This is a genomic window from Paenibacillus paridis, from assembly GCF_006345825.1.
Classification (GTDB): Bacteria; Bacillota; Bacilli; order Paenibacillales; family Paenibacillaceae; genus Pristimantibacillus; species Pristimantibacillus paridis.
Window position 1 is genome coordinate 54,705 of record NZ_VCIX01000087.1, and the last position, 25,595, is coordinate 80,299.

At 48.5% G+C, this 25,595-nt stretch carries 23 protein-coding genes and 1 riboswitch; of the genes, 5 read left to right on the forward strand and 18 right to left on the reverse strand.

The features are described 5' to 3' along the window. Window positions 1-16 precede the first annotated feature (16 nt). The 9 genes from FJQ58_RS15775 to FJQ58_RS15815 form a co-directional block, all read right to left on the reverse strand. Complete coding sequence (locus FJQ58_RS15775) at window positions 17-577, reverse strand: nitroreductase family protein (protein WP_139995073.1); 561 nt, start codon at window positions 575-577, stop codon at window positions 17-19. Window positions 578-800: 223 nt separating this feature from the next. Next, complete coding sequence (locus FJQ58_RS15780) at window positions 801-1,544, reverse strand: ECF transporter S component (protein WP_139995075.1); 744 nt, start codon at window positions 1,542-1,544, stop codon at window positions 801-803. Continuing rightward, the gene (locus tag FJQ58_RS15785; RefSeq protein ID WP_139995077.1) at window positions 1,526-3,196 is read right to left on the reverse strand and encodes an ABC transporter ATP-binding protein; all 1,671 of its coding nucleotides are present in this window, start codon (window positions 3,194-3,196) and stop codon (window positions 1,526-1,528) included. The genes FJQ58_RS15780 and FJQ58_RS15785 overlap by 19 nt, the downstream gene beginning before the upstream one ends. Beyond that, on the reverse strand, window positions 3,169-4,059 hold the full coding sequence (locus FJQ58_RS15790) for an energy-coupling factor transporter transmembrane component T (protein WP_139995079.1): 891 nt from the start codon (window positions 4,057-4,059) through the stop codon (window positions 3,169-3,171). Before FJQ58_RS15790 ends, FJQ58_RS15785 begins: the two co-directional genes overlap by 28 nt. Then, window positions 4,059-4,982, reverse strand: coding sequence for a DUF4430 domain-containing protein (locus FJQ58_RS15795; protein WP_139995081.1), 924 nt, complete (start codon window positions 4,980-4,982; stop codon window positions 4,059-4,061). Before FJQ58_RS15795 ends, FJQ58_RS15790 begins: the two co-directional genes overlap by 1 nt. A 72-nt stretch (window positions 4,983-5,054) precedes the next feature. Then, window positions 5,055-6,677, reverse strand: a complete 1,623-nt coding sequence (locus tag FJQ58_RS15800; protein WP_139995083.1) for an S-layer homology domain-containing protein — start codon at window positions 6,675-6,677, stop codon at window positions 5,055-5,057. A gap of 154 nt (window positions 6,678-6,831) precedes the next feature. Next, window positions 6,832-7,030, reverse strand: a riboswitch (cobalamin riboswitch). Window positions 7,031-7,123: 93 nt separating this feature from the next. Next, window positions 7,124-7,957, reverse strand: a complete 834-nt coding sequence (locus tag FJQ58_RS15805; RefSeq protein ID WP_139995086.1) for a carbohydrate ABC transporter permease — start codon at window positions 7,955-7,957, stop codon at window positions 7,124-7,126. Window positions 7,958-7,976: 19 nt separating this feature from the next. After that, complete coding sequence (locus FJQ58_RS15810; RefSeq protein WP_139995088.1) at window positions 7,977-8,867, reverse strand: carbohydrate ABC transporter permease; 891 nt, start codon at window positions 8,865-8,867, stop codon at window positions 7,977-7,979. 93 nt (window positions 8,868-8,960) lie between these two features. Continuing rightward, window positions 8,961-10,367, reverse strand: coding sequence for an ABC transporter substrate-binding protein (locus tag FJQ58_RS15815; protein ID WP_139995091.1), 1,407 nt, complete (start codon window positions 10,365-10,367; stop codon window positions 8,961-8,963). A 287-nt stretch (window positions 10,368-10,654) separates the two neighbouring features. Here FJQ58_RS15815 and FJQ58_RS15820 point away from each other — a divergent pair, with 287 nt between their 5' ends. Next, entirely contained in the window at window positions 10,655-11,272 is a 618-nt protein-coding gene (locus FJQ58_RS15820; protein WP_139995093.1) for a sensor domain-containing protein, read from the forward strand. Between the two features lie 100 nt (window positions 11,273-11,372). Here the strand turns inward: FJQ58_RS15820 and FJQ58_RS15825 are convergent, their stop codons facing one another. After that, window positions 11,373-12,407, reverse strand: coding sequence for a peptidoglycan DD-metalloendopeptidase family protein (locus FJQ58_RS15825; RefSeq protein ID WP_238404087.1), 1,035 nt, complete (start codon window positions 12,405-12,407; stop codon window positions 11,373-11,375). Window positions 12,408-12,622: 215 nt separating this feature from the next. Here FJQ58_RS15825 and FJQ58_RS15830 point away from each other — a divergent pair, with 215 nt between their 5' ends. Further along, window positions 12,623-13,381, forward strand: a complete 759-nt coding sequence (locus FJQ58_RS15830; RefSeq protein ID WP_139995095.1) for a response regulator transcription factor — start codon at window positions 12,623-12,625, stop codon at window positions 13,379-13,381. Continuing rightward, a complete protein-coding gene (locus FJQ58_RS15835; RefSeq protein WP_139995097.1) occupies window positions 13,378-15,177 on the forward strand; it encodes a sensor histidine kinase in 1,800 nt (599 codons plus the stop codon). The genes FJQ58_RS15830 and FJQ58_RS15835 overlap by 4 nt, the downstream gene beginning before the upstream one ends. An 86-nt stretch (window positions 15,178-15,263) precedes the next feature. Here the strand turns inward: FJQ58_RS15835 and speD are convergent, their stop codons facing one another. The 3 genes from speD to FJQ58_RS15850 are packed head-to-tail and all read right to left on the reverse strand — an operon-like array spanning window position 15,264 to window position 18,111. Continuing rightward, a complete protein-coding gene (speD, locus tag FJQ58_RS15840) occupies window positions 15,264-15,668 on the reverse strand; it encodes an adenosylmethionine decarboxylase (RefSeq protein WP_139995589.1) in 405 nt (134 codons plus the stop codon). Window positions 15,669-15,671: 3 nt separating this feature from the next. Next, complete coding sequence (locus tag FJQ58_RS15845; RefSeq protein ID WP_139995099.1) at window positions 15,672-16,559, reverse strand: carbon-nitrogen hydrolase family protein; 888 nt, start codon at window positions 16,557-16,559, stop codon at window positions 15,672-15,674. 13 nt (window positions 16,560-16,572) lie between these two features. Next, window positions 16,573-18,111 (reverse strand): bifunctional GNAT family N-acetyltransferase/carbon-nitrogen hydrolase family protein, encoded by a 1,539-nt coding sequence (locus tag FJQ58_RS15850; protein WP_139995101.1) that lies wholly within the window; start codon window positions 18,109-18,111, stop codon window positions 16,573-16,575. A 187-nt stretch (window positions 18,112-18,298) separates the two neighbouring features. Between FJQ58_RS15850 and FJQ58_RS15855 the strand changes: the two genes are divergently transcribed. After that, window positions 18,299-19,264 carry an alpha/beta fold hydrolase gene (locus FJQ58_RS15855; RefSeq protein WP_139995103.1) on the forward strand — a complete coding sequence of 322 codons (966 nt, stop codon included), beginning with the start codon at window positions 18,299-18,301 and terminating at the stop codon, window positions 19,262-19,264. 37 nt (window positions 19,265-19,301) lie between these two features. Here FJQ58_RS15855 and FJQ58_RS15860 read toward each other — a convergent pair whose 3' ends face one another. The 3 genes from FJQ58_RS15860 to FJQ58_RS15870 form a co-directional block, all read right to left on the reverse strand. After that, complete coding sequence (locus tag FJQ58_RS15860) at window positions 19,302-20,144, reverse strand: DNA alkylation repair protein (protein ID WP_139995105.1); 843 nt, start codon at window positions 20,142-20,144, stop codon at window positions 19,302-19,304. An 87-nt stretch (window positions 20,145-20,231) separates the two neighbouring features. Next, the gene (locus FJQ58_RS15865) at window positions 20,232-20,927 is read right to left on the reverse strand and encodes a Crp/Fnr family transcriptional regulator (RefSeq protein WP_139995107.1); all 696 of its coding nucleotides are present in this window, start codon (window positions 20,925-20,927) and stop codon (window positions 20,232-20,234) included. An 85-nt stretch (window positions 20,928-21,012) separates the two neighbouring features. After that, the gene (locus FJQ58_RS15870; protein ID WP_139995109.1) at window positions 21,013-22,413 is read right to left on the reverse strand and encodes an MFS transporter; all 1,401 of its coding nucleotides are present in this window, start codon (window positions 22,411-22,413) and stop codon (window positions 21,013-21,015) included. A gap of 171 nt (window positions 22,414-22,584) precedes the next feature. On the opposite strand from FJQ58_RS15870, the gene FJQ58_RS15875 reads away from it, so the two are divergent. After that, entirely contained in the window at window positions 22,585-23,259 is a 675-nt protein-coding gene (locus FJQ58_RS15875) for a helix-turn-helix transcriptional regulator (RefSeq protein ID WP_139995111.1), read from the forward strand. Window positions 23,260-23,427: 168 nt separating this feature from the next. On the opposite strand, the gene FJQ58_RS15880 is transcribed toward FJQ58_RS15875, so the two are convergent. Together FJQ58_RS15880 and FJQ58_RS15885 are read right to left on the reverse strand one after the other, a co-directional pair. Then, entirely contained in the window at window positions 23,428-24,147 is a 720-nt protein-coding gene (locus FJQ58_RS15880) for a glycerophosphodiester phosphodiesterase (RefSeq protein ID WP_139995113.1), read from the reverse strand. 185 nt (window positions 24,148-24,332) lie between these two features. Continuing rightward, window positions 24,333-25,532, reverse strand: coding sequence for an MFS transporter (locus FJQ58_RS15885; protein ID WP_139995115.1), 1,200 nt, complete (start codon window positions 25,530-25,532; stop codon window positions 24,333-24,335). Between the last annotated feature and the right edge of the window lie 63 nt (window positions 25,533-25,595).

Genomic DNA, 25,595 nt, shown 5'->3' on the forward strand with positions numbered 1-25,595 from the left:
TTAAATAGATCGCTAGCTATAGCACCGTTAACTTTTTCTCTGCAGGCGTACGTGGCTTCCCTTTTGGCATTTTATCGAAATAGCCCATATGCAGCATCCCAACGACCTGTTCATTCGGTTGTATGCCCACACCCTCATGAAATAATGGAGAACGAATAAACTCCATCGTCGACCAAATCATGCCAAGCTCCTTCTCCCATGCCAACAGTTGAAAATTTTGAATGAGGCAGCTAACCGCCGCATAGTCCTCTTCTTGCTTGTGCCTGTCCTTGTCTACCTTCATGACCACAATTAAATGTGCGGGCACTTGATTCAATCGGGTTCTCATCAACTGCTTTACTTTTTCGGGAAGCAGCTTTATACGTTTCATATGGCTCATGGAATCGAGGATTAAGCGAGATACCTTCTCCTTCGCTCCCTCGCGCTCCACAACGATAAAGCGCCATGGCTCACGCATGCCATGGTTAGGCGCCCACACCGCATCGTTTAACAGTTGAATGATTAATTCCATCGAAACCGCCCGATCATTGAATTGACGGATACTTCTTCTTGCCCGAATCGTATTTGCAATACTCATTCATTTCATCCTCCTTGGGAGTAGCCTTAAGCAGAACAAACTACTTTATATTGTTTCATATGAAACAATATATTTAAATGTTTATCAGTTACTTTTATAAATCCGGATCATAATTGTTTCATATGAAACAATTTAAATATACTGCTTTCCTTCATGCTCGTCAAGCGGTCAGGAAATAACCCCGAAGCGCAAAATTGCGCGGGATTATTTCCTGCTTTGGAGTTCATTTTTTGGCCGATACCGGTTCAATCAGTCCGTACTTGGTTTTGATGCGATCCAGCTTCTCTAGCATTGGCCGCGCAAGGATAAAGAGGAACATAACCGTCGCGAGGGCGTGCACCATATCGAACCAAAACCCCGAGACGTAGGAGGCGAGCAGCACTTCCCAGGAGAATTGAGAAGAAAACATCATGACCGATCCTATATTGATAATGCCCCCGTATACGAAAAAGGTCGATAAGCCACCAAAAAGGCATAAAGATAGCTTCGTCCTCTTCAGCAGGCCTTTCTTGAATAAAATGCCGGCTAGAAAACCGATAAGCCCAAAGCAAAACATTTGCCAAGGCGTCCACGGCCCCTGGCCAAAGAAAAAGTTGGATACGAAGCCCGCGGTAGCGCCAACAAGAAATCCGGCTTCCGCTCCGAAGCTGACTCCAGCGATAATGACGATCGCGACGACGGGCTTAAACTGCGGAACCATAAAAAAAGCCGAGCGGCCAGCGACCGCAATCGCAGCCAAAACCGCGATAACGATCAGCTCCCGCGCCTGCGGTTTACGCTTCTCGAATACGAGCGCAAATGGGATCATCGTATAAAATACGATCAATAAACTAATAAAATAATATTTCCGATCCTCTAGCACAAAGACGCCAAGCAAAATTGTAGCCGGAATAACAACTAGAATAAGCACAGCGGACAACCAGGTCCGGCGGCTTAAAGGCTGGCCCGTTATTTGCTTCTCAGACATAGCTCGATCACACCCTCAATGGTTACTCCTTCAGTCCAAATATGCCGAGCCATCCGGTTCGCAGCCGTCGTATAAAAGCTGTTGCCTGCAAAAAACTTGCGAGTTTCATTCGTTGTAATGATGCTTCCGTCAAAAAACATCGAGCATAGCTCGCCATACTTTGCGCAAAATTCAACATCATGTGAAACCATAACGATGGTCACGCCGCTCTCATTCAGCTTTTGCAGGAAGACCGCCAGCTTCTCCTTGAAAAAGCTATCCAGCCCTTTGGTCGGCTCGTCCAGCAGCAATACCCGAGGCTCCAGCAGCAGCACTTTTGCCAGCGCCGCCCGCTGCTGCTCTCCGCCGCTCAAATCGTATGGATGCATAGCAAGCAAATGCTCCAGCTCCGCGAACTTTACGATGGAACGGATTTTCTCCGCTTTTTCTTCCTTGCTTAGCGGCGTCTGGGCCAGCATTTCATGGAGATCCAGCTCGACCGTTTTTTTCACGAATAGCGATTGCGGGTTTTGCGGCAGGAAACCTATATTTCTAGTAAACAGCTCTTTCGCGCTTATTTTCGCCGGATTTTTGCCGCCGATTAGAATTTTCCCCCGATAGGGCTGAAGAAGCCCGCTGATCAGCGACAGCGTCGTTGATTTGCCCGTGCCGTTGCCTCCGACGATGCAATAAAACTGGCCCTCCCTCACCTCGAAGGACAAATCTTTTATGATATCAGTGCCGTTCTTCTCATACTTGAACCAAACGTCCTTGAACTGAATGACCGCTGGGGCCGATGCTTTTGAGTTTTCCTTGCCTTCCGGCATCGGAGCCGCTGTCTTATCGGCAAGAAAGGCATTCAGCCATTGCCGGCCTTCCTTGACTGTAATGGGAGCGATAGGCTCCGCGCTTACCCGTGCCTGAATTTGCATAGGCGAGGGCATCGACAGGAACATCGGGTGTTTCTTATCGCCCAGCGAAGCCCCAACCTGATTCGGCAAACCTTGTGCGATAATCGCCCCCGCTTCCATAACGATCAGACGATCGGAAAGCGGCAGGATGTCCTCGAGCCGGTGCTCCGTCATAATAATCGTAGTGCCCAGCTCCCTATTGATCTTTTTGACCGTTTCCAGAAAGTCGGAAGCCGCAATTGGGTCAAGCTGGGAGGTCGGTTCATCGAGAATGAGCACCGAAGGATGCATAGCCATAATAGACGCTAGGTTAAGGAGCTGCTTTTGACCGCCGGAGAGCTCCGTTACACTCTTGTGAAACCACGTATGGATGCCAAAAAAACTCGCCATCTCAGCCACCCGCAGCCGGATCGTCGCATTGTCGTAGCCAAGGCTCTCCAGGCCGAAGGCTAGCTCATGCCACACCTTGTCGGTCACAATCTGATTGTCTGGATTCTGGAGGACAAAGCCGATCTCTGACGCTTGCGTACGCTGGTCCATATCCTCGATAGGCTGGCCGCAGAAATAAATCCTCCCGCTTCGCTCACCGTGCGGTGTTAGAATCGTTTTCAGCTGCCTGAGCAGCGTGCTCTTCCCGCAGCCCGATTTGCCGCAAAGCGTTATGAACTCCCCGCTTGCGATCGTCAGGTTAATATGGGAGAGCGTCTCTCTTTCCTGTCCGGGAAACGAAAAAACTAAATCCTCGATTCGATACGTTTCCATTTCATATCCTCCACCACATTGATGATTACAGGCACCATGCATAGTCCAAAATAAGCGATGTAGACGGCGATGCTGCGCGGCGTTACCGCTAGCCATTTCACCGACGGAAAAAACCGTATCGTGTTCTCCCCCATCAAGGCGCCGAACAATACGAGGGCAATTAATCCGATTAAAACAAGCATGACGCTTTGATCCCGGGCATCGAACCGAAACAATGAAAAGCTTGTGCGCCCCGGCAGCCCGTAGCCGCGCGATTTCATGGAATCAGCCGTTTCGATCGCATTTTCGAGCGCCCAGGTCGTCATAATGGACAGAATCGTCATCCCGTTGCGCGCTCTGGCAAGCAAATTGCCTTGCGTAACATCCCTGCCGATACATTTTTGCGCATTCGAGATCACCTTGATCTGAGCCAAATACCTCGGAACAAAACGCAGCACCATCGAGAAAATCAGCGATAGCGCGGGCATGATTTTGCCAAACAGATAAATAAATTTATCCGAAGTCATTACCGCATTATAGCAGGAGAACCAGACGATGACCGTCACATACATACAAGCAGCAGATATCCCGTACAAAATGGATTCCAGCGTGATGGGATTCCCGTTTTTTAAATAAAACAAGATGGTAACGCCCGCATGGTTAAACACCGGATTTAAGACCGCCGCAACCAATAATAACGGCAGCATGTAAAGCAAATTGAATTTCACCGCTTTTTTCCCATTAAGCATAATGGAATAGACAACGGCACTAGTCAAGGAAGCGGCCTGCAGCACCGGATGCATAAAGACCATGCTAAACACGAGAATGGAAGCAAAATAAACAAAATTAACAAGGGGATGAAAGCTCGCGAACCGGTCCTTCATTATCCTTTGCTCCCCGCGGCGCCATTTTCCCCGCCAATATCTCTTCCTAAATCACAGGTGTACACCCAGTCGATGACATCGCCGTCCTTAAGCAGGTAGCGGCTGCTCCCGTAATTCGGAAACCATCCATTTACTTTGTACATCCAGCCACTCAGCTCGCCGCAGTCAAATTCATAGATATTGTTAATTCCTTCTATATAATTGCTGTTGTAAATGGGCGTCATTTCAAATTCCATATGGATTTTGCTCTTTTTCATTTCCCTAAGCAGGACGTCAAACACAGACTCCCCCTCGTAAAAGGTAACCTTCTGAGCTTTATAAATAATGCCGTCTTCGGGCAGCACTTCCAGCTTGTCTTCATTGAACAAGTCCATGTTGTCCAAAATGGTAGCCGCCGTAACGGACAACGTTACCGTTAGCTTCTGGTTCTTATCAACGGTGGTGTCCTGCCATTCGACCGGCTTCGGCTTTCCTTCCGGCACCGGGTCCGTCAAATATTTATCCTTGCCTGTGTCCGGCTTGCTAGTTTCCTTCACCGGCGCTTTGGTAGCAGGCGGCGCTTTGCTTTCATTCCCTGCTGCCGTTGCCGTCGGTTTTGGCGTTGCTTTCTCGTCAGGTGCAGCAGGTTTGCCCGACGTTTCCGGCTTCGCAGTCTCATCTGGATCTGGTGTAGCCGTAGGCTCCAGCGCTGGCTGACTCGATGGTTCCATGCTATTTGTTGCTGTCGCTTCTTCACCCGCACTTGGTTCTATCGTATCGGATTGTTCAGCTTGCTCGGTGGACGCTGGCTCAGCGGATGACTGTGCTTCCAGACTGCTTTCATTCAGCTTTACCGAGCCTTTCGGATAATTGCCGCCCCAAAAGAATGCAATCGCCAATACGCCGATAACCACAATCGCGGCCAGCCACTTTTTTTTGCTCATTTCACCCATTCCCTCCTTAAATAACTAAGCAAGGGTCCACTAGCTACCCTTGCTCAGCATCCGATTTAATGGTTATTTCACATCCGTCATATCATAAAGACGCGTTTGCTTGGTCACGAACCGATCATAAGCGACCAGTGCATAAAACGCCTGATCCGATGCCATGAGGTCCACTTCCCCGGGCTTCGCCCCGCCATTATCGACGCCGCCTTGCTTCACATGGTAGAAGCCGCCGCCAGCCGCAGCGTAGCCGAGTAACGCGTCAACAACCGAGTGGCCGTTTTTCACAAATCGCGAATCTTGCTGCGGATCAATGCCAAGTCCGGATAAAGCTACAACGACCTGCGCGGCGCTCTCCGAATTGGCAGAGCCTCCGCTCGCATAACCGCCATCCGCTTTCTGAGCTTTCGAGAGCCAGTCAAGGCCGCGATCGACGGCAGCTTTGGCTTTATTATTCGTTTCGTAATAAGGCGTCAGTCCTTGGATGACCATCGATGTAATATCCGGGTCCGCTACCTCGGCATTCGCCCCTAAAGCCCAGCCTCCGGCTTTAATTTCCCTGTTCAAAATAAAATCGACAAGCAGCTCCCTTGTTGTCTGCGTCTTCACGCCTGCCACGACAGGAATCTCGTAATGCTTGCTGTCAAGAGCAATCAGCGCGAAGATCGGTCCGTTAATGCCTTGCTTGATTACCGTTTCGTAATCAGCGAGCGGTTCTCTAAGGTTATAACCCGCTACGTCATCGATGCCTTTGCCAATGGCTGTCAAAGCCAAAATGACGCGGTCATACTCCGTATATTTAACATTATGCAGCTTGCCTGCTTTTTCCTTCAACGTTTTTTCTACGTTAGCGTAGTAATTGGCATAATATTCATCCGGAATCTTTACGCCTGAACGGGCCAGGCTGAGTACGGTCCACTCCCCGCCAACGCTTGCTATAACCGGATTCGCCACAGCCTTCTGCATAAAAGCAGCCGTCGCTTTTATCTGCTTCGTTACCGCTTCGTGCTTGCTTGGATCGCTATTTCCTTCACTCGGCTTGCTAATCATCTCAAAATCATATGCTCTCATGGCTACTACGGCAGCCATTTCTCTGGTTACGAATGCTTTTGGTTGGAATTGGTTCTGGTCGCCCTGCATTAATTCAGAAGCGACGATCGTTTCGATATCGGATTTGGCCCAAGCGGATGCTGCTTCGATATCTTTGATGTTGGCGGCCGGTTTAGCCGGCTCCAAAGCCAATGCCCTTGCAAGCGTTGCTGCCAATTGCTCGCGCGTAATGCTTGCCTTCGGATCAAATTTTTGGTTAAACCCTGTCATATAGCCCGCATTGGAGGCTGCTGTTACGTAAGGATAGAACCAATCCTTTGCCGTTACGTCAGTGAAGCTGCTGGTTGCGCCGGCCTTGGCTTCCAGATTCAGCACAGCAACAAGCATCTTGGCGAATTCCGCTCTGGTCACGGTTGACTTCGGATTGAACTTCCCATTGCTGCCTTGAACGAAACCGTTGTGCGTAGCCTTGCCAATCGCGCCAGCAGCCCATGGGGAGATGGCATTGGCATCGGAGTATAACGATTTTATATCCACGTCATTTTCCGCATCAGCTGCATAAGAAAGATTGACATTCGCAGAGAAGATAGACAAAAACAGGCTTCCAACCAACAGCCACGCAAGAAATGGTTTGCGAATTTTCATAAATAAGTCCCCTTTCTATTTAGATAGATAGTCAGACACAAACAGCAACTGCACAGAAAAAAACCTCTCAACAGGAATTGTTAAGAGGTTTAATAGAGTATACAGTCACATTTTGCATGCACTAATAAACACCTTCCTATCCATCGTAGAGTTCATGGTGTATTAAAAACAGGCAGGTCTTCTGGCTCAGAATCATCGCCCTCGCAGCCTTCCCGGTTTCCCAGTGGCATTCTTGCAAGGGCTCCTCTCTTACAGTGGCGGGACCGCGCAGGAATTTCACCTGCTTCCCTTTTAACCAATCCATGCTTTTATCGTTTAAACGCATCGTTGGCACCTGTTTTTCATATTAAATTATCTTGCTCATCATATCGAATTATGGCCTGTTTGTCATGTTAAACTTTTTATTGGCAAACGCTCATCCCGACTTTTCCTAGTTTTCCGATCTTTTAACCTTTCGTCCCGCCTTGCAACCCAAAGCCTTTGGACATAAACTGCTGCGAGAGAACATACATTACGATCGACGGCACGGCATAAAGGACGGAAAATGCGGCCAGCTTGCCGTACTCCACCATGCCGTACTGGCCAAAAAACTGATAAAGCTTCAAGGATGCCGGAAATTTCTCGGGCGATTGAAGCAAAATGTAGGGAACGAAAAAATTACCCCAGCTGCCGGAAAAGGTAAAAATGGCAACCGTGCATATCCCAGGCACCATTAATGGCGCGACAACTTTACGAATGCCTGCAAAAACAGAAGCGCCATCCACCCACGCCGCTTCCTCCAAATCATTCGGTACGGAGTCCATGAAGTTCTTCAACATCCAAATGCCATACGGTATGGAAGAAGCGACATAAAATAGAATGACTCCGAAAATATTGTCATATAATTTCAGGCTCAGAAACAATTGGTAGACCGGCACCATGACCGCCGTAATCGGCAGCGAGGTCATAAATAATATGGTCAGCATAAACGACTTCTTAAACTTCAACTGGTAACGCGACAATGGATAGGCAGCAAGCAAAGCCAGCGCAACAACAAGAACAGCTTGGCCCAAGGACATAATTAGGCCAATCAAATAAGCGCGCTGATTGACGGGGCTGGTCATCACATCCGCATAGTTGGCCCCCGTAATCCGATTCGGCATTTTCAGAGACTGCATGGCATTCGCATCCACCGAGGCCACGAGAACCCATAGCAAAGGCAGAAGGAAACAGATCGCGATCAGGACGAGTATCGTGTACGGTAAAATTCGGAAAATCGCTTTACGATGTTTCGCATTCATACGAAGTCTCCTTGTCCATTTACTCTTTCATCGAACGGATATAGAACAAACTCAGAACGACGCCAATCATGAGCAGAAGCAGGGAAATGGCCGTACCGTAGCCGAGCTGGTAATTGACGAAAGCCTGATTGTACATAAAGATAGGCAGCGTTGTCGTTGAGGTGCCGGGTCCTCCTCCGGTCATGGCATAGATTAACCCAAATACCCCCAGCGTTTGCAGCGTAACGAGCATCATATTCGTTGTAATCGTATCTTTTATGTAGGGAAGAGTGATCCGCGTCAGCACCTGCCACCTTGAGGCTCCGTCCACCACAGCTGCCTCTTCGATTTCCGTCGGCACATCGTCCAGCGCCGCTTGGAAGACAAGCATAGAAAAGGCAGTTCCATGCCAAATGTTTGCTAAAATGATGGTCAGCATCGGAACGGTAAACAGCCAAGCAACCTCAGTAAAGCCAAACGACGTAACGATAGCGTTAAGCGTTCCTTCATCGCCAAAAAAGCTGTAAAGGCAAAGGGCGCACACAATCTCGGGTGTCACCCAGCCCGCTAGCACAATGGTCCCGACCACACGACGAAACAGCTTGTTTTTGCGTTTCATCAGAAGAGCGATCAGAAATCCGAGCACCTGCTGGCCAATGACGGCAGAGCCGATTAGAAATACTAGCGTGTTCCAAATGCTGACCCTAACTGTTGGGTCCTCAAACATGCGCACATAGTTGCTAATGCCCACAAATTTCAGTTCCTTCGCAGCCTCTCCCGTCAATGCAAGATTCGTAAAGGAATAAAAGAACGTTAACAAAATCGGATAAACAAAAAACACCAGCATAATGGCTATCGAAGGAATCAAGAAATAAAGCCAAGTGTACGTTTTTCTTTTCTTATAGAGAACATTACCTGCCAAGCTGCTCATGCCCCGTTCTCCTCCCGCACGTTGAAAATCTAAAAAAAGCGGCTGCCCAAGCCAATTTTCTGATAAAGATTGGCTTGAGCATCCCCGTTTTCTCTATTTTTCCATCACATGGTCTTTGCCAACGATTCTTGTGACGTCCTGCGCATATTTTTGCATGGCATCGGCCGGAGATGTTCCCGTGGTGACGGCTTCCACCATCGTCTGGATTTGAGTAGACACCTCGGGATATTTATCCTGCGCTGGTCGGAATTCCGCATTTTTCAAATATTCCGTAGCAATTTCGTTAAATGGCAACTGCGTATAGCCAGGGTCCTTCGCAACATCGGCCCGCACCGTAATATTGCCTGTGGCAATGACGAGCTTCTGCGTATATTCCTTGCCAAGCGCGTATTTGATAAATTCCCATGCCTCATCCTTGTTTTGCGAATTGCTCGGAATCGACAGCGCCCAGCCGCCGGCCAGCGTAATCGATCCCGGCGCTTGCCCTTGGCTCGTCGGCATCGGAGCGAAGCCGAGCACATCCTTGTATTCCGGCCACGGCGAGGCGCCATCCTCAAAGTAATTGCCGGTAATCCATGAGCCGTCCAGCGAGATCGCAAGCTTGCCTTGCGGCAAATATTCGCGCGAAGCGGTATTTCCGGCCTGACCGTTTAGAACTTTGGAAAGCGGCGGACCAAGCTTCTCTTTGTTGATTGTTTCAATAAAGGTTAGCGCATCCAGAATGCCTTGGCTGTTGATGATCCATTTGCTGCTGGCATCGTCATACAATCTCTCTCCCGTTCCGTAGAGCAGCATCTCATACGTCTGCATGGAGGTCGCTTCCCCGGTTGCCTTGCCCATGTTCATCCAGATGGGAACTATGCCGTCGCCTGCTTTTTCCTTGATCGTTCGCGCGGCCTGCAGCACTTCGTCCCATGAGGCCGGAACCCAATTCTCCGGCAGTCCGGCTTTTTTGAATATCTCCTTGTTGTACCAAAGTCCCCTTGAATCCGTATTATACGGCACGCCATACACTTTGCCGTCACTAGCGGTGACTCCCTTCTTCATCGCTTCGATGAAGGAGCCGTTGGTCCAGTCTTCCCACCCTTTTAATTTCTCGTCCAAGGGCTCTAGATAACCGGCGCTCGCATCGGAATTCAGAATAAAGGTGTCTTCCGTCACGATATCCGGCGCCGTATCCTTCGATTTGAGCGCTAGCGCGATTTTGGCAAAATAATCTCCTTCCGATGCTTGGATCGGCGTTGGCTTGATCTCCACGTTTTTATTAGGGTAGCTGGCGGCGACCTCCTTGATCCATTTGTAAAGAGCTCCCTCCTCGCCAATGCCATCGTCTCTATAGGTAATTTTTATTACTTTTTTGACCGTTTCCGTCTTGCCTTCCTCTGCTTTTGTATTGGCTGGCGTGTTGTTGTTATTCTTGCTGCTGGTGCATCCAAACAACAAGGAAATGCTCAATAACGCTGCCGTAATCAGCATCCATCTTCTTTTTCCGATTCTCACGCTGTTCCCTCCTTTGAGTACTTGCAATTGCTTCGTCCATGGCCTTTAAAATTGAATGCGCTTTCCAATCGTATAAGCTATGCTTATTTGCTTAACAAACGATATATTCAAACTTTTCTTAGGTATCTGGACTAGCCTAACGCTAAACCCCCGCCACAGCGCTATCCAAAAAAAAAATTGCCATGATCCTAGACCAAGGTCCTGCCAAATTTCAGCCCGGAGACAAATGCCTAAGCGATGCTAAGCTTCTATACTGGTAACAATATGATCCGGAGAGGAATACGAAGATGAAAAAACAAAATGCATTTAAAGCCTGGAACCTGCTTATCCTGTCATTGCCCAAAGGAATCATTGCCTTTGTCGTTGCCATTGCGGGGATATGCGTTAGCTTGCCGCTCGCCATTTTATGGATTGGATTGCCTATGCTGGCACTAACCTTTGCTCTATGCCGAGGGTTCATGGAACAAGAAGAACAACAAGTCAGCCGATGGATGCGGGGCAGCGATCCGAAGCATTCAATCACAGACCATTCGGCAGCGCTAAAATCCGAAGGCTCATCGTTCTTTTCCCTGCTCAAGGAGGGACGCTCCTATCGCAGTATCCTGTATAGCCTAGTGCAGCTTCCAATTGGCATTGCGGCTTTTACAATCGCTGTCGTTCTGCCGATTACGGCCTTTGCCGTTATGCTAGCCCCTTTAGCTTATAAAATCAGCGAATCCTTCTTCTCCTATGAGCTTGATGCGTTCGAATGGGTGAACTATCCGTTGTTCACAGAACTAACCTCCTATGAACGGTCGTGGGTAGCTGCCGGCGTAGGTTTGGTGCTCGTATTGCTGCTGCCGCTCATTCTGCGCGGCTTCGGAAGGTTATATGCGGCATGGATCCAAGCGGTTTCCCACGCGTAAGCTTTATTATCAAACACGCAGTTAGAAGAAAAAAAAGCTGTTCCTGCGATTCAAGACCGCAAGGAACAGCTTTTGATTAGCCAAATCATGTCATACTCCATTACTCAGCCGTTACCGTTTCTCCCTGCAACGGAGCCATGCCGTTCTTCCAGTTAATATTTAGCGAGAGGGACGTGAACAAATCTGCGCCATCCGATACCTGATAATGAAGATGAGCTTCGCTGGAATTGCCGGAATTGCCGAGCAGCCCGATTTCATCGCCGCTTTTCACTTTGTCTCCTACCTTTATCGTAACGGAACCTTTCTTCAGGTGGGCCAGCACGCTATACTCCCCGCCATGATCAATGACAACCTCATTGCCTGCGGGCACCTTTTCGTTCATGACGCCTACCGGCTCGTTATCTGGCACGTCATTGACGACGGCGACTACGGTTCCGTCCGCTGGCGCAAGCACGGGCTTGCCGAAAGCGTAGTAGCTTTCATTTTTTAGCGGGTCGCCCTTATAGGAATAACCATCCTTGGTCTGAATAATGTCATAAGCGTATCGCTGGCCTTCATGCTCGTAATGATAATTAACAAGCGCGTTCTGACCGCCCCAGAATATAAACCAATCCCCCTTCAGAGGGAAATCCAATTCCGTCTTCGTCAAGCGGTTGTCTGTTTCCGGCCACGTGGAAAGCGGTTTAGCCTGAAGCCCCAAAATGACTCCTTCTTCATCGAATACGACCGTCATTCCCATTTTCCCGGAATCACTAATCCATGAGCGGTAATCGCCTCCATTAAGCTGCATAGTCGAAGCCTGCTTGAACGAGCTTATATCCTTCAAAAATTCGTTAGACATGCTCACAAAATCGGCTTCGCTGACTTGTTTTTTAAATTCATCGCTAAATCCTGTATACACTTCCGCGTACTTGCCATCAAGCAAAGCCTTTGGCAGATCCTCGGGCTTGATCCGCTTAACCTCCGTGCTCGTTGTTTCTGTCGGTACCTCCGTGGTCACTGCCGGTTTGTCCGTTGCCACTGCCGAATTCCCTCCTCCGCATGCCGTTAAGAGCGCTGCAAGCGCACCGGCCGCCAGTACTGTTTTGCTATAATGGAGCATATTCCAATTAACCTTCCCGCCTGTTCTCTTCACTCCCGCACCTCCGTTTATATGGATGTCTTCGCTTCTGCCTTTCTTAGTCTAGCAAGCCAGACTTAGCTTCCGCATAACACAGATTTAACTGCGGCTTAACTCTTCGCCACAGACTTTGCAGACAATTAAGGTTCCGTTAAGGCAGCGCTTCGTTCATTTACAGCAAAACATGCTATGATGAGGGTAACGATACAACGAAAGAAAGGAATATACGAATGAACGATGCGGCTATATTGCTTGTCGATGATGAGCAATCCATCCTTGAACTATTGCAAACCGTACTGCGTAAGGAAGGCTACACCAATATAGATATGGTCATAACAGGAGAAGCGGCCATTGCTGCTTGCGAAGCCAAAACCTATGATCTGATCGTATTAGACGTCCTTTTGCCTGGACGCAGCGGAGTTGAAATATGCCCTTTTCTCCGTCAAACGACGGATGCGCCCATATTGTTTCTCACTGCTCGCGAATCGGATTTTGACAAGCTGACCGGCTTTGCGGTAGGCGGCGATGATTATATTACAAAGCCGTTTAATCCGCTGGAGGTCGTTGCCCGCATTCGCTCCCATCTGCGCCGCTACTTGGCCGCTCGTCATCAAGCCCAAGATTCGGCAGCAGTATCCGATCTCTCCTCCACCAAAACAAAAACTGTCTATGATTATGGACATTTCCAGGTCGATGAAGCGGCAGGAGAGCTTCGCGTCGGACAAAGCCCCGTAGCTTGTCCCGCACTTGTCTTCCAACTGCTACTGTTTCTGTGCAAAAACCCTAATCGCATATTCAGCAAAAGCGAGCTGTATGAATGCGTTTGGGGCGAAGAGGCGCTGCATGACGACAATACGGTTATGGTTCATATCCACCGCATTAGGGAACGGATCGAGCCTGACCCTTCCAACCCAATCTTTATCGTAAATGTGAGAGGGCTTGGCTACAAGCTTGTTCAGCCGGAGAGAAGGGGCTCCGATCGATTATGAATATCAAACGGAAACTCACTCTGCGCTTTGTGCTTCAGCTAGCTACTGCCGGCGCCTTCGTTCTGCTCATAGCTGCTATCACCATCCTTTGGGCCCTAAACCGTTTTGTCGAAATCCGGATCTCCCACGATTTTGCATCCATTGGCCTAGCTCAACTGGTCGAATCCTCGGAGATGGGCAAGGATGGCATTCATTTCGATCCCGATTTGCTGGACAGAGTCAAGAAAAACGGCGGCTGGCTGCAAAGCATTGACGAGAATGGCGTGGTCGAGCAATCCTATAACACCCCCAAGGATGTACCAAAAAAATATGCGCCCGGCGAGTTTATGTCTTATTGGATGGGAACCACACCGTTTCCCTACCAATTGTATCTATGGATTCAAGAGAAAGACGAAAGGATATTTACTTTGATATACGGTGAGCATAATGATTTAGGCATGCTATTAGCAAACATAAGCAGCCAAGGAACCTTCTCTTCCGAGGATGGACTTCTGCTGCCCGGTGACACGGCTGCTAGAGTTAAGCAGCTCGGGGGCTTCATTCAGCTTCTTAATGCAGACGGATCCGAGCTTGTCTCCTACAACCGTCCTGAATCAGTACCGTCTGCCTATACGCTGCAGGAGCTAGCCCTGCGCTCGATATATAATGAAAGATACGGTTATCATCTGGCTTCAACCTACGATAATGAAACCGGCCGCACATGGGTCGTCTGCCTTCCCAATGCTGACGGCATCGCTATCGGCAATCGCTTGTTTCTGCCCGCGGAAGAGCGTACGATTCTAATCGGGATCACGGCCATGTTTACGGCCATCTTCCTTTCATTCGTCTTCCTCTCCCTATGGCAGGCGCACCGCTTTGGAGTCCCCCTGCTGCATATGCTCACCTGGCTCGACGCGCTTGGCAAAGCCGTATATCATGAGCCTGTGGATCACCGGGGCGTCCATCGCAGCCGGATGCGGTCAGGCAAATGGAGGCGTCGTTACCGTATTTTTGCCGACGTCATGAATTCCATCGATAAGCTCTCGGGTACTCTGCAGAAGGATCAGGCGCTGCGACAACAGACGGACAGCCTAAGAGAGGAATGGATCGCAGGAGTTAGCCATGATTTGAAAACGCCGCTCGTTTCAATTAAAGGTTATGCCCATTTACTCGCTGAACCGCAATATGATTGGACGACCGAGGAGGTGCGCAAATTTTCCGGCACCATGCTGGAGAAATCTGCGCATATGGAAAATCTGATTAACGACCTTGCTCTGACCTATCGCTTAAAGAGCGGGGCTCGGGCGCCGGATTCCGAGGAAATGGAGCTCAATAGCTGGCTGCGCGACATGTTAAAGCAAGCAGGAGCCAGTCCCAGCTATGTCAAAGAATCGATCTTGTTTCAGGCTGCTCCTTTCGACATCACGGTTACGCTGTATGCCCCTTGGCTCGAGAGGGTCATTCATAATTTGGTCGCCAATGCCCTGCTGCATAATCCTCCGGGGACGATCCTTACCGTCTCTGTCGCAGCAAGCGCGGATGGCGAACAAGTAACGATTCAATTCGCAGATAATGGAGCAGGCATGGATGAAGTTACTGCGGCTCGGCTGTTCGAACGCTACTATAGAGGAACCGACACATCCGCCACACCAAACGGGACAGGCCTTGGCATGGCCGTATCCAAAGGACTGATCGAAGCCATGCACGGCCACATTCAAGTGGATACGGCTTTGGGCAAAGGCACTGTCATTCGCCTCATTTGGCGCGACGCGGCCGCTCGCGCTAAACACCGGGAGCAGCTTACCATTGATGAATGAACGGAAAAGAAGCTGTCCTTTATGAAGGAACAGCTTCTTTTCTGTGATATCCGATATTGAACGATCTTTTTCGCAGCCATTAAAGCCTATAGCTGCGCTTCTAACCTCTCTATCGCATTCAAGATGCGGACGTCCAGCTCTCCCATGCCTCTTGTTATATTCACCTCAGAAAAAGAAGACGGCTGCAAAAAATCGAGCATCGCCTCGATTGCCACCCGTGGATCGACGGTTTCACCGCATGTATAACAATCCAGTGCAGCGAAGCCTTTCTCGGGATAGGTATGAATCGACATATGGCTCTCCGACAACAGCACAAGCACCGTAGCGCCCTGTGGCTCGAATTGCTTGGACTGAACCGATAAAACCGTTGCACCGCTAGCTTCAGCAGCTTGTACCATTTGAGCGAGCAGCAAATCCGCCTCATTTAAATGTTCAAAGGCAATCCCCCAAGCATCAACCGCCATATGCCGACCATACGTTGAATATTCCACCATTTAGCACTCCCCTATTGTCATTTTGTCCGATAGCTTCTCGTATAGAGCAGGTCGGCGGTCATAAAAAGGCGCTACTGCGCCATTCGTACGGTTTTCATGTAGAAGGCTAAAGTCCAGCTCCCCCAAAACAACCTCATCCTCATTCAGCCTTCCCGCTCCGATTAAACCAGAGGCTGTAAAGGGCATATCGCATGGGGAAAATAGCCCTGCTTGGCAGTAGCCCTGGTCGATTTGTGGACGCTGCTCGGGCAGCGAGCCTACGATTCCGCTTAGCGCAACAAACAGCTGATTCTCGATCGCCCTAGCTTGGCAGCAATAGCGTACGCGGTGATAGCCATAAGCCGTATCCGTGTAGGATGGGCATAAAATCAGCACTACGCCTTGGTCTGCTGCGATTCTTGAAAGCTCGGGAAATTCAATGTCGTAGCAGGTCAGAATCGCCCAGCGTCCCCATTCCGTTTCAATGATATTCAGCTTATCTCCTTCAGAGAGCGGCCATCTTATCCGTTCCTCGGGTGTCAGATGAAGCTTGTTTTGCTCCTCGATACGGCCATCCGGGAAGAACAGGCTGGCTTTGTTCACAAACCTTTCCCCTTCCCGGCAAATGTGGGTACCTCCCAAAATCATCACATTCAGCTCCCGGCTGCTTCGCTGAAAAAAAGAACGGTACTCATCGGTATACGTTTCTAAATGCATGCATGCCTCTTCATGGGACAGCTCCGGCTGGAAGCTAAGTAAATGCGCAGTCATATATTCGGGCAAAAGAATCAGTTCTGCGCCATTCTCGGCTGCTTTACGCATCTTCCGCGCTAATCCAGCCCAGAACGCCTCTTCGGACGGAACATCCGAAAGGCTGTATTGCGCCGCTGCGACGTTTAATGTATTCATGGCTCTTCCTTATCTATGAGCGAATTTGAAGGGAATAGATATCCGTTCGGCGATCACGGAATGTGAGCACGTCAGTCGATTTGCGGTGACGCTGCAAAATTTCCATATCCACCTCGGCCATAATCACCGTCTCCGTATTTTCACTGCACTCTCCGGCAATGCCGTCGCGCGGAAACGAAAAATCGGCAGGCGTATATACGCCTGACTGCGCATACTGAATATCGACGTTATCCACATGCGTAAGATTGCCAACGGTTCCTGACGTCACGGTAAATACTTGATTTTCAATTGCGCGTGCCTGCGCGCAATATTTGATACGCAGAAAAGCTTGCCGATCCTCTGCGCAGAACGGCACGAAAATGATTTGAGCCCCTTCCTCCGCGACGATTCGCGAAATTTCCGGGTACTCGATATCGCTGCTCAGCTGAATGGATATTTTGCCGCAATCGGTATCGAATACTTCCAGCTTCGAACCGCCGTTAATCCCCCACCACCTGCGTTCATTCGGCGAGATATGCAGCTTATACTGCTGCTCAATCGTGCCATCCCGCCGGAATAAGTGACCGACATTATAAATCCGGTTGTTCTTCTCAACAAAATGGGAGCCGCCGATAATGTTCACGTTGTACTTTACGGCAAGCTCGGAGAACAGCTCGACATACTGAGCGGTAAACGTCGTCAGCTTCCGAACGGCAAGGCTTGGTGAGCGCTCCTCCAAAAAAGAGAGCAGCTGCATCGTAACGTTTTCCGGAAACACGGCAAAATCCGATTTATAATCCGCTGAAACGTCCACGTAATGCTCGCACTGCGTGGCAAACTCCTCGAAGGAATCGATTTTTTTCATCATATATTGAATGACGCAAATCCGAACGGGAAACGAGAGCTTATAATGCGTTTTGCTGCTGCTTATCTTATAGTCAATGTTATTCCACTCAAGCAGCGCAGCGAAGTTGTGCGAATCCTCGTCATCGGACAAATAATTCGTAATGATTCGCTTCAGCGTGAAGCCGTTCATCATTTGAAAAGTTAGCACCGGATCATAAATATTTTGCTGGAGCACCTCTTCGGCATATTCTCTTGGCGACATCTCGTCGCTATGCTTGTGATAACCCGGAATGCGCCCGCCGACGATGATGCTTCTAAGGTTCAGCTTCTCGGCCAAGCGCTTGCGCGCCTCATACAGCCTTCTGCCGATCTTCATCCGGCGATAGTCGGGATGCACCATAACCTCCATCCCATACAAGCTCCCGCCGCGCGGATTATGGTTGCGGATAAAGCCGCGGTCCGTAATTTCTGAATACGTGTGCTGCTCTAAATAATCGTCAAAGTTAACGATCAGGCTCGAACAGGAGCCAATGATCTCCCCATCCAGCTCCACGCATATTTGCCCCTCGGGAAAAATTCGAATGTGACTCTCCAAATGATCCATTTGCCAAGGGTTCATATTCGGAAAGCAAATATGCTGCAGCGCGATGATTTTAGTAAAGTCTGCCGCTTCAATATTTCGGATGATCACTTTCTTTTCAAATTGCGAAATTTGATCGGATGTCATATAGTCTCCTCATGCAAACGTTAGTTTGACTTCATTATAAGAGGAGAGTTTTATAGCCGTATTAATGGATAGTCATCGGATTGTAAATTTTTGAGGTCATTTGGATGTAAATCGTGGTTATACCTAAGCAAGATGAGGTATGATTTAGATCAAATCCTTCAATACAGAAAAGGATAAGGTATTCAGGATGGGAAAAACAAATAGGAAATCCAAGAGGTTTCGATGGTTAAAATTACTGGGGATTATGTTTCTGCTGCTTATGATCGGGACAATTTGGCAGCATTACATGATGCTTCGCGAAAGCAGCATGTTCTCGCGGCCTGGAGAGATTTTTGCAAATAAATCATTTGACTTGCATGCCTATCGCACAGGAGAAGGAGATACTGCGGTTGTGTTTGTTGCTGGCTCCGGAACCCCTTCGGCTTATACCGATTATTATCTTTTACAGAATCAACTGCGGCCTTACGCAAGGACGGTAAGTTATGACCGGGCAGGATTTGGATGGAGTGGGGAAACTGACAGACCAAGGTCAGTAGAAATTATGGTTGAGGAACTGCATGATTCGCTTGAACAAGCGAATGAAGCGCCGCCTTACTTATTAGTGGGCCATTCGCTTGCTTCGCTTGAAGTTTTACACTTCGCCCAAAAATACCCGGATGAAGTTATGGGCATCGTACTGCTCGATGGAGGAAGCCCTGAGTTTTACGCTAAAGAATGGGAAACCAAATCTTATATTGTGAATCGGTTAGTTGCGGCTCTTCGGGTGACCGGGATTATTAGGGCATTAGGTACTGCTGGGATTTTATTGCCGTTTGCTGCTGAAAACCTGAGGAATCCACAGCTCCCTGAGGAAGTAAGAGCGATGGACAAAGCGATGTATTACAACAAAGCAGGAAATACGAGCAATCTAAGCTTTATAAGCCTAATGAATGAAAATGCGCAAATCGTTCTGGATCACGGTCATTTAAAGGAAATTCCCCTGCTTATCCTGTCATCAGACAGTGGAGCAGCATGGCAAGACGTACAGCATGAGCTTCTCCAATGGTCAGGCAACAGCATGCAAGAAACGATCGCGAATGCGAATCATTATGTCCATTGGAACAACAGCAATCTCGTGTTCAATAAACTATTAGACATGTTGAACAAGAAATAATGGGGCTGCCGCAGCTCACTACGGCGGTATTCAGCATTTATTTATTACTCATCATACTTCTTTGGGCTCGTGCAGTTATGCGATGCGTTGCTTTGGTATCCGATCTATCCAGCCAATCGCTGCAAATGCGTTTCACCCAATCCGGGTTAGTCTTGCTGGCGTCATTTAGCCAATTGCCTACGGAATCTTGGACATATTTAGACGGATCGGACATTACGGGTGCCAAAAGGGAAATGGCCATCGCAGGGTTCAACTTCAGCTCCTGAATATGTTTGGCCCAAACGCCTTGAGGGCGCGTCAATTCCACTGCAAAACGTCTAATATTGGGATCAGGATCAATGACCCATACGCTTAGCAAATCAAGTGCCCGCTTCAAATCTTCAGCAATGGGCTGCCTTAAAGCCATCCAAGCGATCTCACGAACGCCAAAATGCAGATCTGCGGCAAATATCCGAATGGCTTTCAATTTTTGTTGCAGGTCGGAACGCGCATCCAGCCCAATGATATATGCTGCCCAGCAGCGAACACTATCGGATGAATGCGCGGAGAGCCTATCAAAGATATGGGCTGCCTTCTCATCCTGTTCAATAAGAATAAGCCATTCTTTTGCAATCGCAGGTATAAGCTTCATCACTTTCGTTTCGTTTAATTGCTCCAGCCTCTGCAGGATAGAACCTGATTCGCTCTCAAGCCCGAACTCAATCAGTACATTTTTCAGCAATAGCAGATGATTAACAGATAACCACTCCGTTAAATTAACCGATTGCAGTTTCCCTTCCTGCAGCAGCAGCCTAACTTCCTCCATAATATCACAAATTCGGATAGCACCCTTTCGCTCCAAAAGCGTATGGGAACCTCTCCGATTGTTCTCCTTATCCATTGTAACCACACTTCCTCTGCAAGTCCGCCGTTAAACCGGCGTTTCCAATAGCATACACCCTTTTGGCAGGATAGGATGTAATGTGGTTTACAACTGGACTTGATTTCGCTGAATGTCCAATAATTTGTCTTTGTGAATCCAGACGGTTTTAAACCCTGTTTTGATCGCTTCTTCCTTCACCAGCTCTTGCAAGGCTACAGTTACAGCCTCTCTTGTTGCGCCTGTAAAATGAGCAATCTCCTGATGGGTCAAGGATACACCGATTTTGCAATAGGAACCCTCATTAATGACCCCAAATTGATTGGACAGCTTCACGAGCGCAAACAAAATTTTATCATGCAAGTTCCCAAGGGCCAGATACTGGGATAAAAGACTCATCGAAGCGATCCGCTCACTCAATACGCCTAGCAGTGCCATCATAAACCGAGGATGGTTGATGAGAAAATCGTCAAACCTTGGTTTGTCCAGCAAACAGATATCGCTAGCCTCGATCGTTTCAATGTAATGATCCCGCGTTCCGAACGAGATTTTAGCCATCTCGCCAAATACATTGCCTTCATTGAGTATATCTGAAGTAAATTGCTTTCCTTCGGCATTGAGCCTATACAGGCGAACCATTCCTTTTTTCACAAAATAAAGTCCTTCGTGAAAAGTATCCGGCGTTTGAATAAACGTACTCTTGGGAAACGTCGTGATGGAGGTTAGCTTATCCATTTCAATCAAATCTTCTATCGATAGCGAGTGAAGCAAATTAAATTGTGACAAATACTGAATTTTATCCATAGCTTCTCCTTGTTTGAATATAACCCCCTTAGGTTGGTTGTGTTCATTATATTACTTTGCCTAAAGTACTGACAATTTTAACGACTTAATGAATGCCAACCGTAGCGCCATCTGTTGCTTTTCCTGTGGAAGGGTTCGTTTTTAAGCGAGTGCTCGCGAGCAGGCTTAGACAAATCAATACGAGATTAAGCAGCATCGCGCCGAAAATGCCAATTTCCATAAATAGCCCGGCAGCTTGGCCAATAGCAATGATTGCGCCTCCGATCCCGATAACGACGCCTGGCGTAAATGAATCGGCAAACTGGAGGTTGGCGGATACCTCGCCCGATTCTCCTTCTTTGGCATTTGCAAAAGCAACGGCCCCGCTAGTCGGATGGGCCAACCCGATTCCTATTCCAGTGATCATCTGGCCGATAACCGACAGGGCAATATTAAGGCCAGGCACCCAAACCACGATGCCGATTCCGACAATCATGAGCAGCACGCCTATTCTTATACGCTTGTGTCGGCCTCTTCCTTGATCCGCAGCATCCCAGTGCGACTGCAAATAGGATACGATACACCAGCTAAGTGCAGCGCTTGCTACGATAAGCCCCGCCAAGTCTGCCGTCAAGCCTTTGGTTTCCGTCAATGCCAGCACTAGAAAGTTTTGCGTACTTACATACGCCGCAAAAAACAATCCGCGCGAAGCAATTAGCGATGGCAAACCGGTGCGCAAGCCCAGCGTACCGGCCGGAAGCAATTTCCGAAGCGGCTGCGCCATGAGCACTAAGCCAACCAGCACCAGCATGATTCCCGCTATGCTTGGAAGCATGCCTAAGCCGCTTAAGAATAGCCCGGTTCCAATCGCAAGCAGGATAGCCAGCAAGGTCGCGCCTCTGCCGTTTTGCTTTTGAACACTGGGAATTTTCAGCTTTCGGAAAACAGGAAGGCTTAGAAAGGTTGCGAGCACCAGAAACGGAAGCACACCCCAAAACACGAACCTCCACGAAAATTGCTGGGCAATGAGGCCCGCAACATACGGACCGATCATGGAAGGCAAAACATACGCGGTTCCGAAAGCACCTAATATTTTCGCCCTCAGCTCATCAGGGTAGCTTAATGAAATCGCCGTATAAACACAGGTCATCATCGCGCCTGCGCCAAAGCCCTGCAAGGCACGGGCCACGATCAGAATAATCATATCGTTAGCCATGGCGGCTGCTGCTAATCCAACAGCAAACAAAACAATGGCTGCCGTAAAGAGCAATGCAGGCCCTCTTCTGTCAATCACACGTCCAACGACCAGTGTTCCGATAATTTGCGCTAACAAGTATGCACTAAAAATCCAACCATATAGCGCCATTCCTTTTAAATCATTTGCAATCGCCGGCGCAACCGTCGTTACGGCCAAGCCTTCGAATCCAACAGCCATAACAGCCAAAATAATTCCAATCGTCAACGCAACATAACGCGGTCCAAAAATACTTTCGTTCTCAGTCATCATGCCTAGCCTCCCTAAATCTGCGGTTTATGTATACGTCGTATCCGAATACTTTGTAAACATATATCTATACAAAATCAAATATAAGGTTTCGCTTTGACTTAGTCAACTTTTTTCTTTACAATGTTAATATATCGTTTCATCTACTTTTCTATAAAAAGAAGGTGCTGCAACATGGCAAAAACAACCACAGCTTCGAAAGAAGGAACGGCAATACGAACGAAACGCGAGATCATCAAGCTGCTGAAGCAAGAAGGCGCTATAGACGCCCTTCAACTGGCCAAGCTGCTTGGATTAACAGGCATGGCCGTACGGCAGCATTTATATAATCTGCAAGAGGAACAACTGGTCGCATTTGAAGAGGAAGCGAGACCCATGGGCCGTCCTGCGAAAATGTGGAGACTCACACCTGAGGCAAATCGCCTTTTTCCTGACGGTCATGCGGACCTACTGGTGAGCATGATTGAGTCCATGCGGGAAGCCTTCGAAGAAGAAGGCTTGGAAAAAATGCTAGAGATCCGCAACCGAAAGCAAATTCTCCAATATTTAAGTAAAGCCCCCTCCGTTCTTCCGTTGAAGGAGCAGTTGGAAGCACTTGCGCATGCGCGCACGGCTGAGGGATATATGGCGGAAGTCATCGACAATGTTGATGGTTCCTATAGCTTTGTGGAGAAGCACTGCCCCATCTGCGAAGCAGCGAAAGTATGCTCCGGCTTTTGCAGCAAAGAGCTGGAGATGATTCAGCAGGTGCTTGGGGAGGATGTTGACGTAGAGCGCAAAGCGCATATGCTGACGAACAGCAACCGCTGCATTTACTCGATCAAGCCTAAGGATAGCATAGTGCTTTAAGTAAACTATCCAAGCCATATATGAAGAAAACGCCGCTCCCGAACCTTAATGCCCGGATACATGATCAGGGCCCATGGTTAGAAGCGGCGTTTTTATTTTCGAATAGAGATGAGTGCCGAAATTCGGAAGCTGAACATAAAGAGACATGGCTGCGGAACCGTCTAATGTCTAAAGCGCGGTCTTTCCCAAAAGGCTCAGAAGCGTTTCGGGCTCACGCGTTGTTATGGCATCCACGTTCATCTCAATAAAATGCTGCATAAGCTCTTGTTCATTGACGGTATAGACCCAAACCTTTAGGCCACGATGGTGAGCCGCTTCTACGATGTAAGGGCGGCAAGTCGTCCCCTTCATGTTCAGCCCGGTATATCCGCGTTGCTTCGCCTGCTGGCATGTCGTTTCCGCATAACTCTCATAGTTGTCTAATTGTTCCGGCGTAAGTTCAACGGGGGTATTCAGCATCACTTGAATATCCGGATATTTCTCTGTAATTGATTCGGAATAACCCGTAATGTACGACCGCTCCTGCGCACCGTATTTACGGATTAGTGCGATCGTGGGTTCAATGCTTGCAGCCGATTTGATATCCAAATTCAGGTTAATGCCGATCGGCTCGGCTGCCTGGAAAATTTGCTCCAGCGTTGCGATCTCATGCTCCTCGTAAGCCGTATTCAGCAGCACTCGCAAATGGGGCTGATTCCATTCCTCATAGGTATGCAATAGAAGTTGAGGTGTATCGTCATGCATAAGAATGGCAGTCCCATCCCTCGCTACAACAATATCCACTTCTACAATATCAGCGCCAGACCTTACGCCTTCCACAAAAGAAGCCATCGTGTTATCAGGACTCTCCCCGCAGCCCGTATGCGCGGCAGCCAGCGTTCGGTTCATATTAACCACCTCATTGACTATAAATTTTGAGCATATACCGTTTCAGCGATATTATAACGATTTTCCAATCCGTTTATCAACCCCTACTATCGCAAAAAATCCCTGAACAGCCAAAGTGTTATTAATCGAAAACAGAAGAAGCCCACTCATCACGAGCGGGCTTCTTCTGTTTGGTAAATCATCGATTAGCCATTCGCTTTCCGCTTGTCTCCTTTGGCAGCTCTAACCGACAAAACGCAGCATAAAAACAATACGATGGATGCTGAAATATACGGAAAATTAATATCGATATCAAAGAGAAACCCTGCAACGATCGGGCCAACGATGTTCCCCAAGCTGGTAAATGCCGAGTTCAGCCCTGCAAGATAGCCTTGCTGCTCATTTGCCATTTTGGAAATTTGCGTACCGATGGCCGGCCGCAAAATGTCGATCGACAAAAACAAAACAAAGGTAACGGCCAAAATCATCCAATAGCTCTTCGTAAACAGAGTAAGCAATACAAACAGCCCTGCCGTAAGCAAAGAAGCGGAGATGACATTTCGCTCTCCAAATCGGTTTAAGATCCATCCGAATATAGTGACCTGTACGACTGCACCCGCAATCGAGCCAAACGTTATAATAATGGCAATGTCTTTTGCGGTAAAACCAAACTTTTGATCCACAAACAAACCAAATACCGTCTCATAATTCGCTAATCCGAAGGAAGCAACCAGCACGATAATCAAGCTTAAAAAATACGGTTCCCGGTAGGAACGCAGCAGCTGCGAGGCAAAACTGGTCTCCGTCGCTTCCCTCAGCTTGGCGCTCTTCTGTACTTTCCTTACCCCCGAGTCCGGTAAAATAAATATGGTTAACAGGGCTGAAATCACGCCTGCAATACCTGCGGCATAGAAGGGCACACGAGTGCCGTATTCAGCTAATATTCCTCCTATTCCCGGACCAATGATAAACCCGGTCGTAATAGCCGCATTAATATAGCCCATCCCTTTGGCTCTTTCCTCCACGGTCGTTACATCTGCGATGTAAGCCATGACGGAAGGCATAATAAGGGCTGCACCAATCCCGCCCAGCATACGCGCTGCAAACAAATATACCGGTTCGCTAACCATCCCGAACAGGAACTCCGAAGCGGCGAAAATAATGACTCCAAACACGATATTCTTTTTCCGGCCATACGTATCGGACAGCCTGCCCGCCAGCGGCGAGAACAAGAGCTGCGTCAACGAAAAGGCGGCTACCATCAACCCAACGATGCTGCCATTCAAATGCAGCTCTCTCATATAAGTTGGCATGACAGGTATAACGAGACCGATGCCGATAAATACTAGAAGAATATTAAACATAAGGAGAAGCACGGCTCCCCTATTTCTTAGCAATAATGCCATTCTCAAAACCCTCTCATCACTTTCAAATCATACTGAATGTTCGGTCTGTATTTGGGCAGCAGC